Origin of the sequence: Microbacterium gilvum (assembly GCF_039543865.1) — a bacterium.
Lineage (GTDB): Bacteria > Actinomycetota > Actinomycetes > Actinomycetales > Microbacteriaceae > Microbacterium > Microbacterium gilvum.
The window spans coordinates 69,158-84,208 of the sequence record NZ_BAABKO010000005.1; the positions used below are offsets into that span (position 1 = coordinate 69,158).

Sequence of the window (15,051 nt, forward strand, 5' to 3'; positions counted from 1 at the left end):
CTTGACAACCTGTTGCTTTGTGTTGTTTTGAGTTGTACTCTGTGGGAATCCGAAGGAGGACGCATGTACGCGACGGAGCGCAGGGAGCTCATCGAGCAGGCACTCGCCGACGACGCGCGAGTCGCCGTCGCCGAACTGGCCGAGCGGCTGGCCGTCACGACCGAGACCGTCCGGCGCGACCTCGCCGTCCTCGAGCGGGCGGGCGTCCTGCGCCGCGTGTACGGCGGCGCCGTGCCCGCGGGCCGCGGCAGCCTCGCCGAGGCGGACCTGCGCGAGCGGGCAGGGCGCAGCGGAGCCGCCAAGCGCGCCATCGCGGAGCGCGCGGCTGCCGAGATCGGGGACGGCTTCGCCGGCTCGCTCCTGCTCGACGCCGGGACGACCACGGGTGCGCTCGCCGACCTGCTCCCCGCCCGGCTGGCGGGAGCGAGGGCGGAGGTCGTGACGCACGCGATCGCGCTCGCCGCAGGCCTCAGCACCGCCGATGTCGCGCTCTCGGTCATCGGCGGGCGCGTCCGCGGCATCACGGGTGCGGCGGTCGGCGCGCGCACGGTCGACGCCATCGAGGCGCTCCGACCCGAGATCGCGTTCATCGGGACCAACGGCCTCTCCGCCGAGTTCGGCCTCAGCACGCCCGACCCCGACGAGGCAGACGTGAAGGGGGCGATCGTGCGCTCCGCACGTCGCGTCGTCCTGCTCGCCGACGCGACGAAGTTCGGCGAGGAGTCGCTGCAGCGCTTCGCGCGCCTCGACGAGATCGACGTGCTCGTGACCGACGCCGCGCCGGAGGGGGACCTGGCCGCCGCCCTCCGCGACGCCGGTGTGGAGGTGCGGGTCGCATGATCGTCACGCTCACGGCCAACCCGGCCCTCGACAGGACCATCGCGCTGGACGCGCCCCTCGCACCCGGCGAGGTGCAGTCGGCGTCCTCCGTGCAGGAGGACGCGGCGGGCAAGGGCGTCAACGTGGCACGCGTGCTCGGCGCCTTCGGCGCCGAGGCGCTCGCCGTGCTGCCGGTCGCCGACGACGACCCGTACCGGCGTCTCCTGCCGCCCGAGCTCCCCGTGCGCACGATCGCCGCTCCCGCGGCTGCGCGCGTCAACCTCGCGCTCACCGACGCCGCCGGCGAGACGACGAAGATCAACCTCGCGGGCGCGCCGCTCGGAGCCGCCGTCGTCGACGCGCTCGTCGACGCGGTCGTGCACGCCGCGGACGGCGCCGACTGGCTCGCCCTCTGCGGATCGCTCCCCGCCGACGCCCCCGACGACCTGTACGCGCGCATCATCGCCGAGGTGCGCCGCCGTGCGGCGGCTCCGCCGCGCATCGCCGTGGACGCGACAGGCGCGGCGCTCGCCGCTGTGGTCTCCGCCGCCGACGAGATCGGACCCGTCGACCTCGTGAAGCCCAACGAGCACGAGCTCGCGCAGCTCGTGGCCGACATCGTCCCCGGCTCCGATCGCGGCGCGCTGCTCGCCGAGGTGCGCGGCGACGCCGTGGGCGCATCCGCACGGCTGGCGCGCCGAATCGTGCCGATCGCGGCGCGCACCGCCCTCGTCACGCTCGGCGGCGACGGTGCCCTGCTGGTCGACGCCGACGGCATATGGCACGCCGGCATCCCCGCCGGCGTCGAGGTGCGCAGCACCGTGGGGGCGGGCGACAGCTCGCTCGCCGGCTATCTGCTCGCCGAGCTGCGCGGCGCCGACGCAGCGGAGCGGCTGCGCTCCGCCGTGCGCTGCGGCTCCGCGACCGCGTCGCTCCCCGGCACGCGGCTCGCGACCCCCGCCGACCTCCCGTCCGGCGACATCCCCGTCCGCCCGCTCGTCTGAGCCGGCGGCCATCCCCCACCCGACACCCCCAGGAGGGCCCCGTGTCCACCACACCGTCCACCATCACCCCGCGGCTCGTCAGCCTCGATGCGCCGCTCGGAGACGACAAGGAAGCCGTGCTCCGCGCCCTCTCGGCGCGCTTCGTCGCAGAGGGCAGGGCCGTCGACGCCGACGCGCTCTTCGCCGCCGCGTGGGCACGCGAGGAGACCGACGCGACGGGCCTGCCGGGCGGCATCGCCATCCCGCACGCGAAGAGCGCGACGGTGACGGCCGCGTCGCTCGCGTTCGCCCGGCTGCGCCCCGGCGTCGACTTCGGCGCCGACGACGGCCCCGCCGACATCGTCTTCATGATCGCCGCGCCCGACACGGCGGCGGAGGAGCACCTCGCCGTGCTGTCGTCGCTCGCGCGGCACCTCATGGACGAGGACTTCCTCTCCGCCCTGCGCGCCGCGTCGACGGCCGAGGAGGCCGTGGGCATCGTGCGCCGCGCCATCGGAGAGGAAGAGGCCGCGCCCGCTCCCGTCGCGACGCCCGCTCCCGCTCCCGTCGCCGCCGACGGCCTGCGGATCGACGGACGCCCCGCGCGCATCGTCGCCGTCACGGCCTGCGCGACGGGTATCGCGCACACCTACATGGCGGCCGATGCGCTCACAGCGGCCGCGACGAAGGCCGGCGTCGAGTTCGCCGTCGAGCCGCAGGGCTCGAGCGGGTTCGACCCGTTCGCGTCGCAGACCATCCGCGACGCCGACGCGGTCATCTTCGCGGTCGACGTCGACGTGCGCGAGCCGCAGCGCTTCGCCGGCAAACCCGTCGTGCGCCGCTCGGTGAAGGCCGGCATCGAGCACGCGGGCGAGCTCATCGAGGCGGCCGTCTCCGCTGCGCAGGATCCGGCGGCCGAGCGCGTGAGCGGATCGGCCGATGCCGCATCGGGGCCCGAGCAGCGCGAGTCGATCGGGGCGCGCGTGAAGCGCGTGCTCCTCACGGGCGTGTCGTACATGATCCCGTTCGTCGCGGGCGGCGGTCTCCTCATCGCGCTCGGCTTCCTCTTCGGAGGGTTCGACATCACCGACAACGCGGGCGAGATCGTCGTGGGCAACGCCCTGTGGAATCTGCCGGCGGGAGGGCTCCTCGAGTACCTCGGCGCCGTGTTCTTCCAGATCGGCAGCATCTCGATGGGCTTCCTCATCGCGGCGCTCGCGGGGTACATCGCCTTCGCGATCGCCGACCGGCCCGGCATCGCGCCGGGATTCGTCGCGGGGTCCGTGGCCGTGCTCATGAGCGCCGGCTTCATCGGCGGCATCGTGGGCGGCGTGCTCGCGGGACTCGCGGCGTGGTGGCTCGGATCGCTGAGCGTCCCGCGGTGGCTGCGCGGGCTCATGCCCGTCGTGATCATCCCGCTGCTCGGGTCGATCTTCGCGTCCGGTCTGCTCATCCTGTTCCTCGGATGGCCCATCGCGGCCCTCATGTCGGCCATGACGGACGGCCTCAACGGCCTCGCCGCCTCCGGCCTCATCGTCGTCGTGGGCCTCGTGCTCGGGCTCATGATGTGCTTCGACCTCGGCGGACCCGTCAACAAGGTCGCGTACGCGTTCGCCGTCGCGAGCCTCGGTGCCGCGTCCGAGACGAACACCGTGCCGTATCTCATCATGGCCGCCGTCATGTCGGCGGGCATGGTGCCGCCGCTCGGCATGGCGCTCGCCTCGACCATCCTCGCGCCGAAGGCGTTCACCGCCCCCGAGCGCGAGAACGGCAAGGCGGCATGGCTTCTCGGAGCGTCGTTCATCTCGGAGGGCGCGATCCCGTTCGCCGCAGCTGACCCGCTGCGCGTCATCCCCGCCTCGATGCTCGGCGGCGCCGTCACGGGTGCGCTGTCGATGGTGTTCGGCGTCGGCTCGCGCGCCCCGCACGGCGGCGTCTTCGTCGCGTTCGCGATCGACCCCATCTGGGGCTTCGCGCTCTCGGTCGTCGCGGGCACGATCGTCACGGCGCTCGCGGTCGTCGTCCTGAAGACCTTCGCCCGTCGTCGCGTCGACGCCGTCGCGGAGCCCGTGCTCGCCGCCGCCTGATCCGCCGCCGCGAACTGCGACCTGGGCGAGGTGATGTCTCGCCCGGGTTGCAGTTCGCGGCCGTCTGGGGCGGTTTCGGGACCGGATCTGCGACCTCGGCGAGGGGGAGAGGGCGCCGGAACCGGGGCGAGGGCGTCAGGTCCTCAGGTCGGCGAGGGCCTTCTCGAGGCGGCGGGTGCGCGTCGCCTCCTGCTTCGCCTCGGCGATCGAGCGGGCGATCTCCTTGCGGCGTGTGAACGACAGCGCCTCGAACGCCGTGCGCGCGACCCCGTCGGCCGCGAGCGCCGCGACGAGCTCGGGCGGCACCTCCACGGTCCGCTCTGCGTCATCGAGCGCGATCTCGACCTCGACCTCGTCGCCGATCTCGACGCCGAGCTGCGCGCGGGCCGCCTTGCTGAGCCCGAGCATGTTCTCGCCGCCCATCCGCGCGATGCGCAGCCGTGCCGTGGCACCGCCGATCGTGACGACGACGGGCGGGTTCTTCGCGGATCCGAGTGCCGCGACCTGCGCGTCGTCCAGCAGGATGGCCGCGGCGGGCCCGCGGGCGTGGATCGTCGTGTGCAGCGTCAGCGCGGTCATGCGCTCAGGGTAGCGCTGCGGCGGAGGCCCGGGAGGGCCTCCGCCGCAGCGCGGGCGGTCAGCCCGCGAGCACGGCCTTCGCCGACACCGTCCGCCGTGCCGTCACGGCGAGGATCGTCGCGACGAACGCCAGCACGGCCCACACCACGAGCCCCGTGATCGCGGTGCCCGCGCCGCCCGCATCGGCGATGACGGCGAGCAGCGCATCGTACGCGGGAGCCGTCGGGAGCGCGGAGGCGAGATCCCCCAGCAGCCCGGGCGTCGTCGAGACGATGCCCGTGGCGACCGCGAGGGTTCCGGCGATCGCCGAGACCCAGCGACCCGCGCCGCCGAGCACGGCGACGAGCGCCTGGTTGATCGCCGCGAACGCGACGCCGGCGAGCGCGCTGACGCCGAGCAGCGCCCAGAACTCGGCCGCCTCGTAGCCGGCGGCGATCTGAACGACGCCCGCAACGAGGGCGCCCTGCGCGAGGCCGATGAGCGCGCCCGGCAGCAGCGCGCGCCCCGCGAGCGCCCCCGACGAGCGCCGCGACGTCAGCGCGCTCGCGGTGACGGGGCGCAGCGCGATGAACGTCGCGAGGCTGCCGAACCACAGCACGACGGCGACGAGCAGGGGGATGGCCGATGCGCCGAAGAGCTCCAGGTCGCCCGCGCTCGAGGTGACGGGGGAGGAGACGGCGCTCGCGAGCGAGGCGGCCTCGTCGTCGGTGTACGACGGCAGCGCGTCGACGGCCTGGCCGAGCCCGTCGCCGAGCTCCGTGGCGCCGTCGCCGAGCTGTCCGATGCCGGTGCCCAGGTCGGCTGCGCCCGTGGCGAGCTGTCCGATGCCGTCGCCGAGCTCGGTCGCGCCGTCGCCGAGCTGTCCGATGCCGGTGCCGAGCTCCGTTGCGCCCGTGGCGAGCTGTCCGATGCCGTCGCCGAGCTCGGTCGCGCCGTCGCCGAGCTGTCCGATGCCGGTGCCGAGCTCCGTCGCGCCTGTGGCGAGCTCGGTCGCGCCGGCGGCGAGCGGCGTCGTGCCGCCCTGCAGCTCGCGCGCGCCGTCGCCGAGCTGCGTCGCGCCCCCGGCCAGCTGCCCGATGCCTGTGCCCAGGTCGGATGCCCCCGTCTGCAGCCCGGTCGCGCCGGTCGCGATCTCGTCGGCTCCCGTCGCGAGCGCGCCGAGTCCCTCGTCTCCGGCGAGGGAGCCGGCGCCCGCCGCCGCCTGCTGGAGCTGGCCAGCGAGCGTCGCGGTCGCCTCGGCATCGAAGGTCGACAGACCCGTCGCGGTGCCGCCCGCCGCCTGCTCCGCCTGGTCGGCGGCACCGGCCAGGGCGGAGAGCTGCGCGCAGTACTCGGCCGCGGCCCCTGAGGCGGCGCAGCCCGCGACGAGCCCGTCGAGCCCGTCGGACACGCCCGTCGTCGCCTGCGCTGCGCCGTCGGCCGCCGTGAAGAGCTCGTTGGGCACGAGCCCGCTCGCCGTGAGCGCCGCGGCGCCTCCATCGAGCTCGGTCTGCATCTCGGCCGCTCCCGAGGCCGCCTGCCGGATGCCGTCGGCGAGCTGCGCGGCGCCCGTCGCGAGCTCACCCGCGCCGTCCGAGAGCTGGGTCGCACCGGTCGCGGCCTCCGTCGCGCCCGTCGCGAGCTCGTCGGCGCCCGTCGCGAGCGCGCCCGCCCCGGTTCCGAGCTGTCCGATGCCGTCGGCGACCTGACCGGCGCCGTCCGACAGCTGCGTGGCGCCGTCCTGCGCGGAGCCCGCGCCGTCGGCGAGCTGGAGCGCGCCGTCCTGCGCCTGCGCCGCGCCCTCGGCGAGCTGGAGCGCCCCGTCCTGCGCCTCGCCCGCGCCGTCGGCGAGCTGCACGGCGCCCTCCTGCGCCGATCCCGCGCCGTCGGCGAGCTGGAGCGCGCCATCCTGCGCCTCGCCGGCTCCGTCGGCGAGCTGGCTCGCGCCGTCGGCGGCGTCGCCCAGCTGGTCGCCGAGCGTCGTGTAGCCGATGAAGACGTTCTCGAGCGTCGACTCCGACAGGGTCGAGCTGAGGGTCGAGGCCGCGACGGCCGCGATCTGGTTCGCGATGGCGCCGTCGACGATGCGCGCGTCGGGCGCCGTCTCGACCTCGATCGTCGCCTGCGCGGGCTCGGCATCCTCGCCGGAGAGCGACTGCGCCGACGACATCGCCGCCGCCGAGAAGTCCTCCGGGATGGTGATGACCGCCTGGTAGGTGCCGTCGGCGATGCCGTCGGCGGCGTCCTCCTCGTTCGACAGCACCCAGTCGAGGTTGCTGTCGAGGTCGTCGGAGCCCTCGACGAGGCCGGCCGCGAGCTGGCGCCCGAGCGGCACCGTCTGGCCGTCGATCTCGGTGCCGTCGTCGACGTTCACGATGGCGGCCGTCATGTTGTCGAGCTGCGCGACGGGGTCGTTGAGCGAGCCGACGAGCACGCCCCCGAGGAGCGCGGGCAGGGCGAGCACGCCGAGCACCGTGAGCCAGGTGACGGGCTTTCGGGCGTTCGCGCGCTCGATGGGGAGCCGGGAGCGGGTCATGCGGTCACCTTCTCGGGAAGCGTGTCGATGTCGGAGACGGCGGGGGCGTCGAAGCCCGCCGAGCGCAGCAGGACGGTCGCGGCGGCGACCTCCCGCGCGGAGGCGACGACCGTGAGGGGCGTCGTCGGGTCCTGGGCATGAGCGGCGTCGCGGAGCGCGGCGGCGACCTGGTCGGCCTGGGCGGCCGTGAGCGTGTCGACGCCGTCGACGACGACGAGCTGCGTGCCGCCGGCGAGCGCGGAGCGCACGACGGCCAGCGGGTCGTCCGCGCCGTCGAGCAGGGCGACGCCGACGTGCCGGCGCACCCAGGCCGCGCGACCGGGGAGCAGATGCCCTGCCACGCGCAGGCGGCCGTCGGCAGGGGTCAGCCGCCCGCCGACGGCGAGCAGGAGGGCTCGGGAGGCCCGCGGGTCGCGGTGCGCGACGACGAGCGCCCCGCCGGGGGCGACGCGCAGCGAGACGTCCTCGACGACCCGGCGGTCGCCATCCGCGATGACGAGGCCGTCGGCCGCGACGACGGCCGTCGACCCGGGCTCCGGCCAGTCGGCGAGCGAGCGCTCGCGCTCGACCGCCTCCCCCTCGATGTCGAAGTGCGGCAGGATCCGCTCGAGCCATGCGGGCATCCACCAGGCGTGGCGCCCCAGCAGCGTCATGACGGCCGGCACGAGCGTCATCCGGATGAGGAAGGCGTCGACAGCGATGCCGACGGCGAGCGCGAGCGCGATGGGCTTGATGCTGCTGTCGCCCTCTGGCACGAAGGCCGCGAACACGGCGAACATGATGACGGCGGCCGCCGTGACGACGCGGGCGGAGGCCGCGAAGCCGCTGTGCACGGCGTCGACCGCGACCTGGTTCGTCCGTCCGAGCCGGCGGGCGGCGTGCACGAAGTCCTCGCGCATGCGCGAGACGAGGAAGACCTCGTAGTCCATCGCGAGCCCGAACAGCACGCCCATGACGATGATGGGCATGAACGCGATGACGGGCCCCGTGCGCGAGACGTGCAGCAGGTCGGCACCCCATCCCCATTCGAAGACGGCGGCGACGACGCCGAACGCGGCGACGATCGAGAGCAGGTAGCCGAGCGCCGCCTTGAGCGGAACCCAGATCGACCGGAACACGATCATCAGCAGGATGAACGACAGGCCGACGACGAAGACGCCGAAGGGAAGCAGCGCCTCGCCGAGCCGGTCGGAGATGTCGATCGACACGGCCGTGAAGCCCGTCACGCTGAGGTCGATGCCGAACTCGTCGAGCCACTCGTCGTGGTGCGCGCGCAGCTCGCGGACGAGCTCGCTCGTCGCGGGGTCGGACGGCCCCGTCTCCGGGATGATCTGCACGATGCCGGTGTCGGCGGTCTCGTTGGGCGTCGCGAGGGCGACCTCGGCGACGCCGTCGATCCCGGCGACGGCGTCGCCCAGGTCCTCCATGAGCCCGAGCGGGTCGTCCGAGGTGACGATCGTCCCCGTGAGGATGAGCGGGCCGTTGAAGCCCTCGCCGAAGTGCTCGCCGACGAGGTCGTAGGTCTGCCGTGCCTCGTTGTCCTCCGGCAGCACGCCGGCGTTCGGCAGGGCGAGACCCAGCTGCGCCGACGGGATGGCCACGATGCCGAGCCCGACGGCGACGGCGATCGTCGTGACGAGCGGATGGCGCGTCACGCCCCTGACCCACCGGGTCGCGAACCCGGGGCGGGCGTCGCCGGTCGCCGTCTCCTCGTCGGCCGGAGCCTGCCGACGAGCGCGCCGCGGCCGGCCGAGCGCCCGCGCGCCGACGAACCCGAGGAAGGCGGGCGTGAGGGTGACGGCGATGAGCACGGCGATCGCGACGGCGACGGCCGCGGCGATGCCCATCGTCGTGAGGAACGGGATGTTCGCGAACCCGAGGCCGATGAGGGCGATGAGCACCGTGACGCCCGCGAACACGACGGCGGAGCCCGCCGTCCCGGTCGCGCGGGCGGCCGACTCCTCCGGGTCGACGCCCTCGCGCACCTGGTCCTGATGCCGCGCTGCGATGAAGAGCGCGTAGTCGATCCCCACCGCGAGGCCCAGCATGAGCGCGAGCATGGGCGTCGTCGACGAGACCGTGGCGAACTGGGTCGCCGCGAGGATGCCGAGCATCGAGACGCCCACGCCGAGGAGCGCGACGCCGAGCGGCAGGCCCGCCAGCACGAACGAGCGGAACGTCACGATGAGCACGAGCAGCGCGATGACGACGCCGACGGCCTCGACGATGGAGAGCGCGGGGAGCTCGGTCGCGTAGAGGTCGCCGCCGAGCTCGAGCGTCGCACCGTCGGGGAGGGCGCCGGCGAGCTCGTGCACGGCGTCGGCGAAGTCGTCCTTCGTCTCGTCCGCGATCGACGTGCTCTGCCCGGAGAACTGCACCTGCACGATGGCGGCCGTGCCGTCGGCGGAGACGAGGCCGTCGACGAGCTCGCTGTAGGGCGACGTCGTCCCCTCGATGCCGGGGAAGTCGGCGAGCTCGTCGACCTTCTCCTCGATGGGCTCGCGGTACGCGGCGTCCTCGATGTCGTCGCCGTCGGCCGCGACGACGATGAACTGCGCCGCCGTGCCCGACACCTGCGGGAACGTGCGGCTGAGCTGCTCGAGCCCTTCCTGCGCCTCCGTGCCGGGGATGGAGAAGCTGTTCTCGAAGCCCTTGTTGAGGCCGAGCGCGCCGCCGCCCACGACGAGGAGGATGAGGAGCCACGAGCCGAGCACGCGCCAGGGGTGCCGGAACGACCATCGGCCGAGCGATGACAGCAGGGTGGACACGGATGCGCCTCCGGGAGTGAGGGGGGTTTCGATACAGCGCTGTATCCGATACAAGTGTGTATCGTAATCGAGTTCGCGCGCCGCGTGGCTGAGTCCGCGGTGTGAGACGGTGGGATGTCGATGACGGGAGGACCGGGATGGCGGAGGGTGCGACCCGCAGCAGGGAGAACACGCGAGCGCGGCTGCTCGACGCCGCCGCCGAGGTGTTCGCGGAGGTGGGGCTCGGAGAGGCCTCCGTCGAGCGCATCTGCGAGCGGGCGGGGTTCACCCGCGGCGCCTTCTACTCGAACTTCGCGTCCAAGGACGAGATGTTCCTCGAGCTCGCGAAGGCCGTCGCGCGCGACCGCGTCGCGGCCGTCCGCGTCCGCGTCGCCGAGATCGACGTGGCGGAGGAGCTCGGCGTGGAGGCCGACGATGCGGCGTCGATCATCCGCGTGCTCGACGTCATCGGCGACGACCGCGTGAGCACGCTCCTCATGCACGAGATCAACATCCACGCCATGCGCGACGCCGAGTTCGCCGCCGCCTATCGCGCGCAGGACGCCGACATGCTCGACGAGGTCGTGCAGCTCATCCAGGAGATCGTCGACGACGGGGGGCTCGTGCTCCGGCTGCCCGCCCACGAGGCCGCGCGCATCATCCTCGCGGTCTGGGGCGACGTCTCCGGGCGCGCGGCCATCGCCGGGCTCGACGCCGCCGCGACGAGCGAGCTGCGCAGCATCGAGGTCGGCCGCGTCGTGCACCTCATCATCGAGAAGTGCTGACGCGCTAGGTTTCTCCCAGGGGTCCGCGCCGGCGCGGACGGGAGGGGGACGCCGATGGCGCGCAGGCACACGGGGCCAGGGCCCGCGGGGCTCGACGGACCGGGATCGGCCCTGCGACAGGGGCTGCTGCGCCTCGGCGCTAAGGCGATCACGAACGCCTACGAGCTGTACCGCGTCCATCCCGTCGTCTGGCGATGGACGGCACGGCACTACCGGCCAGGCATGGAGAGGTTCGCGCGCGCGACGGCGTGGATGATCTGCCAGCTCGCGAACCTCGACGTGCCCGCGTACCAGCGGCATCTGCGGGCGCACGGGTTCCGGTTCCGGTGGTTCCGCCTCGACGCCTTCCCCGAGACCGACAAGCACGGCTACGTGGCGGCCCACCCCGAGGACGAGAGATGCTGGCGCGGCGAGATCGTGACGGTCGGCACCGTCGTCGACGAATCGTCCGGCTCGTCGGGCGCGCCGTTCAACTGGATGCGCGGGCGCGACGAGCTGAAGACCATCCACAGCAACGTCGCGGGCTACGTCACCCTCCTGTTCGGCTCGAAGCGCCTGTTCTGCATCAACGCGTTCTCGATGGGCGCGTGGGCGACGGGCACGAACACGGGGCACGCCATGTCGAAGATCGCGATGGTGAAGAACACCGGGCCCGACCTCGACAAGATCGTCGACACCATCCGCCACTTCGGGCCCCGCTTCGTGTACCTCGTGAGCGCGTACCCGCCGTTCCTCAAGCACCTGCGCGACCGCCTCGACCGCGAGGAGTGGTTCTCATGGCGCGACTACCGGCTGAACGGCTTCGTCGGCGGCGAGGCGATGACCGAGGGGCTGCGCGACTACCTCGAGGTGCGGTTCGGCCGCGTGTACTCGGGGTACGGCGCGAGCGACCTCACGATCGGCATGGGGGGCGAGTCGGACGCCGCGGTGTGGCTGCGGCGCTCGATGTACGCCGACGAGCGCGTGCGGCGGGCGCTGCTCGGGCCCGACGAGACCCGGATCCCCATGGTGTTCCAGTACAACCCGCTCGAGACGTACCTCGAGGTCAACCCGCGCGGCGAGCTCGTCGCGACGCTCACCTCGACCTCGATCATGAGCCCCAAGCTGCGGTACAACATCGGCGACGAGGCGCGCATCGTCCCGCTCCCCGAGGTGGTCGAGAAGCTCTCGTTCGACCCCCAGCTGCAGCGGGCCTTCCATCGCGCCTTCGCCGTGCAGCGCATGCGCCTGCCCTTCCTGCTCCTGTTCGGCCGGAAGGACTCGACCATCTCGTACATGGGCGCGAACCTCTATCCCGTCGACATCGAGAACGGCCTCTACCGCGACAACCCGTTCGCGGCGGACATCGCCTCCTTCAAGCTCGCGCTCCTCGAGCTCGACGGCCACGAGCAGCGCCCGCTCGTCCACGTCGAGCTGCGCGAGGACGCCGCGCTGTCGTCAGCCGACCGCGACGCGCTCGCCGCGGCGGCGCGGGCGGGCATCGTCGCGCACCTCGCGGCCGTCTCGCGCGACTTCGAGCAGTCGCTCGAGGAGGACCCCACGACGGGCGACCTCCGGGTGGAGGTGCACCTCCACGGCGACGGCCCGTTCGCCGGCGGGAGCGCGCGCATCAAGAACGTCTACCTCGTGGAGGACTGACGTGTTCACGACCGACTTCACCCGTGCACCCGTGCAGGGCCGCGCCGCGGCGCTCCTCCTCGTCGAGGGGCGCTCGGCGGCCCGCGAGGGCGTGGTGTGGCGCCGTCGCGTGCGCGACGGCTCGATCCGGGCCGAGCTCGTCCTGTTCGGCACGGTGGAGGCCGCCCGGACGGCGGCGGCCGCCCATCCCGCCCGCTCGCGCCTGCTCGTCGCGGAGGAGCGGGGCTACACGAACGGCGTCTGGCGCGCGGAGGACCGCTCCATGGCGCACAACGAGCGGTTCCACCCCACCTCCACGGAGGAACGTGCGCATCGCGAGCCGCCGCCCGTGGGCGGTCCCGTGAAGCGCCCGCGCCGCGACAGGGCTCCCCTGCCGCCCCGGCGGTGGACGCTGTTCGACAGCGAGTCGATGTTCCTCGGCGCGACGCGGTACCGCCATCCGATCGCGTGGATCGCGACGAACCGGCACTGGTGGCAGATGGTCCGCAAGATGCGCCGCATGCCCGGCAGCGTGTGGCACGGGGTCTACGCGCAGTGGCCGTTCACGCTCGGCACGCTCGCCACCTACCGCACCCGCGACGACATGATGCGCTTCGCGCGGATGCCCGAGCACCGCCACCTCATGCAGTGGATCGTGCGCGACACCGTCAACGCGACGGGCGGCTTCATCCGGATCTTCTCCTCACCCGAGGAGATCGCGCGCCGGGACGGCCATGCGCTCGCGACCGCGCGGCTCCGCCTCGAGCGCGTGGAGACCGAGGCGCAGCTGCAGGAGTTCCTCGCCGTCTCGCGCCGCGACGACCCCGCGCACCTCGCCGTTCCGCTCCTCGACGCCGACGTGCGCGCCTGGTCCGACGGCTCGGCCGCGGCGGACGGTCCCGTCGAGCTGCACCTCGCGCGGCGCGGCGACGAGACCGTGGGGCGCACGACCATCCACCGCGACGGCGCCCTCGACGCGAAGCTCGGCACGCGCGCGACGCTCTTCGGCGCGACGTGGGCGCGGACCCGCGACGACCTCCGGGAGCTGCTGGAGCTCGTCGTCGAGCGCGGACGCCGGGATGGCAGCGCCGAGGTGCTCGGACCCGTCTCGCTCCTGCCGAACCAGACGGGCGGGGTGATCACGAGCGGCTTCGCCGAGCCGGGGTTCTTCGACGGCGCGTGGAACCCGGCGTGGGTGCCGGAGGCCTATGCCGACGCCGGGTTCGGCACCTGGAACGAATCGGACACGTGGATCGCGCAGCTGCCGGATGCCCCGGAGCCCGCCGCGCCGACGGCCGACGAGCTCGCCGCGGCAGGAGTCCGGCTGCGCCGGGCGTCGCGGCTGCGCTTCCCTCGGGAGGTCGCCCGGCTGCGGACGCTCGTGAACGCCGCCTTCGCGCAGCTGCCCTACTACACGGAGATCTCGCCCGCGCAGATGCGCGATGCGACGAGCGGCCTCGTCGGCCTCATGGACCCCGGGCTGTGGCTCGTCGCGGAGGACGCGCGCTCGGGCGAGCCGGTCGGGTTCGCGCTCGTCGTGCCCGATCCCGTCGACGTGCTGCGGGCATCCGGCGGCCGCGTCGGCCTGCGCGAGATCGCCCGGCTCCTGCGGGGAGGCCGCGGACGCGACGCCGTGCTCGTCATCCACGGCGTCGTCCCCGCGCGGCAGGGGAGGGGCGTCGCCGGCCTGCTCTGGCGGGCGCTCGCCGTGCGCCTGCGCGACGGCGGGTACCGCACGCTGCGGACGACGTACATCGGCCGCGGCAACCGGGCCTCCGCACGCCCGATCGAGCGCCTCGGCGGACGCCCGCTGCACGCGACCGTCTTCTACCGCCGGACGACCGATGCACCCCGGGAGGACGCATGACCGATCTGCAGGCCCTCGTCGCAGCGGCGGCGCTCGCGCCCTCGGCGCACAACACCCAGCCCTGGGACGCCCGCGTCGTGGGCGACGTCGTCGAGCTCGGCGTCGCGGCGGGGCGCACGCTGCCGGCCGGCGACGCCACGGGCCGCGACACGCTCCTCGCGCTCGGCGCCTGGACCGAGACGGCGGCCGCCGCTGCCCGGGCGGATGGCCGTGCGATCGAGGTCGAGACGCTGCCGGACCTGTCGGCCCCCGACGTCGTCGTGCGCGCCGTGCGACGAGGACCCGTCGCGCGCATCCGGCTGGGCGGGGAGATCGACCCGAAGGGGTCGGCGCTCGGGCGGCGTCTGACGTACCGGGGCGACCTGCGCGGCGTGCCGGGTTTCGCGGAGGCGGCCGCCGCCGTCCTCCCGAGCTGGATGCGCCTCGTGCCGCTGCCCGCGAAGGACCTGCGCCGGCTGTCCGCGCTCGGCACGGCCGACACGCTCACGCGGCCGGGCGTCGCCGAAGAGCTGGCGGCCTGGCTGCGGCTGTCGTCGCACCATCCGCGATACGACGTCGACGGCCTGAGCGACCGCGTGCTGCTGCTGCCGCGCCCGCTCGCCGCGATCGCCGCGCCGTTCACCCGGCGTCGGCGGCTGCGGGACACCGCGGCGCGCCTCGCGCGCATCGGCGGCGACATCGCGCGCCGCGCGCTGCTCGAGCTGCCCGTCGAGCGTGCGGGCGACGCCGCGGACGCCGACCACTTCGTGCTCGCCGTGGAGTCGGACGAGCTCGACCTCGGCGCGGGGGCCGCGCTCACCCGCGTGCTGAACGGGCCGCTGGGGCTGCCCGCGGAGACGGTGTTCGAGGCCGGCAGGGCGCTGCAGCGGGTCTGGCTGGAGGCGGCGGCGCGCGGGGTCGCGTTCGCGCCGCATTCAGAGGTGCTCGACTCCGCACTCGCCCAGGGGGAGCTGCAGTACCGTCTCGGTCTCGCGCGGCGCACCGTGCCGGTGTTCGTCGCCTCGGCGGGGCGGCCGGCGGACCCGCACCCTGCGCGCTCGCCCCGCCGCTAG

10 protein-coding genes are annotated in these 15,051 nt (G+C 74.2%); 7 read left to right on the forward strand and 3 right to left on the reverse strand.

The features are described from left to right. Positions 1–63: 63 nt before the first annotated feature. From ABD998_RS13465 to ABD998_RS13475, 3 genes are read left to right on the forward strand one after another with little or no spacing between them, the layout of a single operon-like run. Positions 64–840, forward strand: coding sequence for a DeoR/GlpR family DNA-binding transcription regulator (locus tag ABD998_RS13465; protein WP_345440009.1), 777 nt, complete (start codon positions 64–66; stop codon positions 838–840). Further along, positions 837–1,823 (forward strand): 1-phosphofructokinase family hexose kinase, encoded by a 987-nt coding sequence (locus ABD998_RS13470; protein ID WP_345440011.1) that lies wholly within the window; start codon positions 837–839, stop codon positions 1,821–1,823. The genes ABD998_RS13465 and ABD998_RS13470 overlap by 4 nt, the downstream gene beginning before the upstream one ends. A gap of 41 nt (positions 1,824–1,864) precedes the next feature. Further along, a complete protein-coding gene (locus tag ABD998_RS13475; protein ID WP_345440013.1) occupies positions 1,865–3,889 on the forward strand; it encodes a PTS fructose transporter subunit IIABC in 2,025 nt (674 codons plus the stop codon). A 135-nt stretch (positions 3,890–4,024) separates the two neighbouring features. Here the strand turns inward: ABD998_RS13475 and ABD998_RS13480 are convergent, their stop codons facing one another. Genes ABD998_RS13480 through ABD998_RS13490 form a run of 3 tightly spaced genes read right to left on the reverse strand, consistent with a single transcriptional unit; the run spans position 4,025 to position 9,751 of the window. Next, positions 4,025–4,468 carry a YdeI/OmpD-associated family protein gene (locus ABD998_RS13480; protein WP_345440015.1) on the reverse strand — a complete coding sequence of 148 codons (444 nt, stop codon included), beginning with the start codon at positions 4,466–4,468 and terminating at the stop codon, positions 4,025–4,027. A 58-nt stretch (positions 4,469–4,526) separates the two neighbouring features. Beyond that, positions 4,527–6,983 (reverse strand): YhgE/Pip domain-containing protein, encoded by a 2,457-nt coding sequence (locus ABD998_RS13485; protein WP_345440017.1) that lies wholly within the window; start codon positions 6,981–6,983, stop codon positions 4,527–4,529. Continuing rightward, positions 6,980–9,751 carry an MMPL family transporter gene (locus tag ABD998_RS13490; protein WP_345440019.1) on the reverse strand — a complete coding sequence of 924 codons (2,772 nt, stop codon included), beginning with the start codon at positions 9,749–9,751 and terminating at the stop codon, positions 6,980–6,982. The genes ABD998_RS13485 and ABD998_RS13490 overlap by 4 nt, the downstream gene beginning before the upstream one ends. A 137-nt stretch (positions 9,752–9,888) precedes the next feature. On the opposite strand from ABD998_RS13490, the gene ABD998_RS13495 reads away from it, so the two are divergent. Genes ABD998_RS13495 through ABD998_RS13510 form a run of 4 tightly spaced genes read left to right on the forward strand, consistent with a single transcriptional unit; the run spans position 9,889 to position 15,051 of the window. Then, a complete protein-coding gene (locus tag ABD998_RS13495; RefSeq protein WP_345440021.1) occupies positions 9,889–10,515 on the forward strand; it encodes a TetR/AcrR family transcriptional regulator in 627 nt (208 codons plus the stop codon). Positions 10,516–10,569: 54 nt separating this feature from the next. After that, the gene (locus tag ABD998_RS13500; RefSeq protein WP_345440023.1) at positions 10,570–12,153 is read left to right on the forward strand and encodes a phenylacetate--CoA ligase family protein; all 1,584 of its coding nucleotides are present in this window, start codon (positions 10,570–10,572) and stop codon (positions 12,151–12,153) included. Between the two features lies 1 nt (position 12,154). Continuing rightward, the gene (locus tag ABD998_RS13505) at positions 12,155–13,999 is read left to right on the forward strand and encodes a GNAT family N-acetyltransferase (RefSeq protein WP_345440025.1); all 1,845 of its coding nucleotides are present in this window, start codon (positions 12,155–12,157) and stop codon (positions 13,997–13,999) included. After that, positions 13,996–15,051, forward strand: coding sequence for a hypothetical protein (locus tag ABD998_RS13510; RefSeq protein ID WP_345440027.1), 1,056 nt, complete (start codon positions 13,996–13,998; stop codon positions 15,049–15,051). Before ABD998_RS13505 ends, ABD998_RS13510 begins: the two co-directional genes overlap by 4 nt.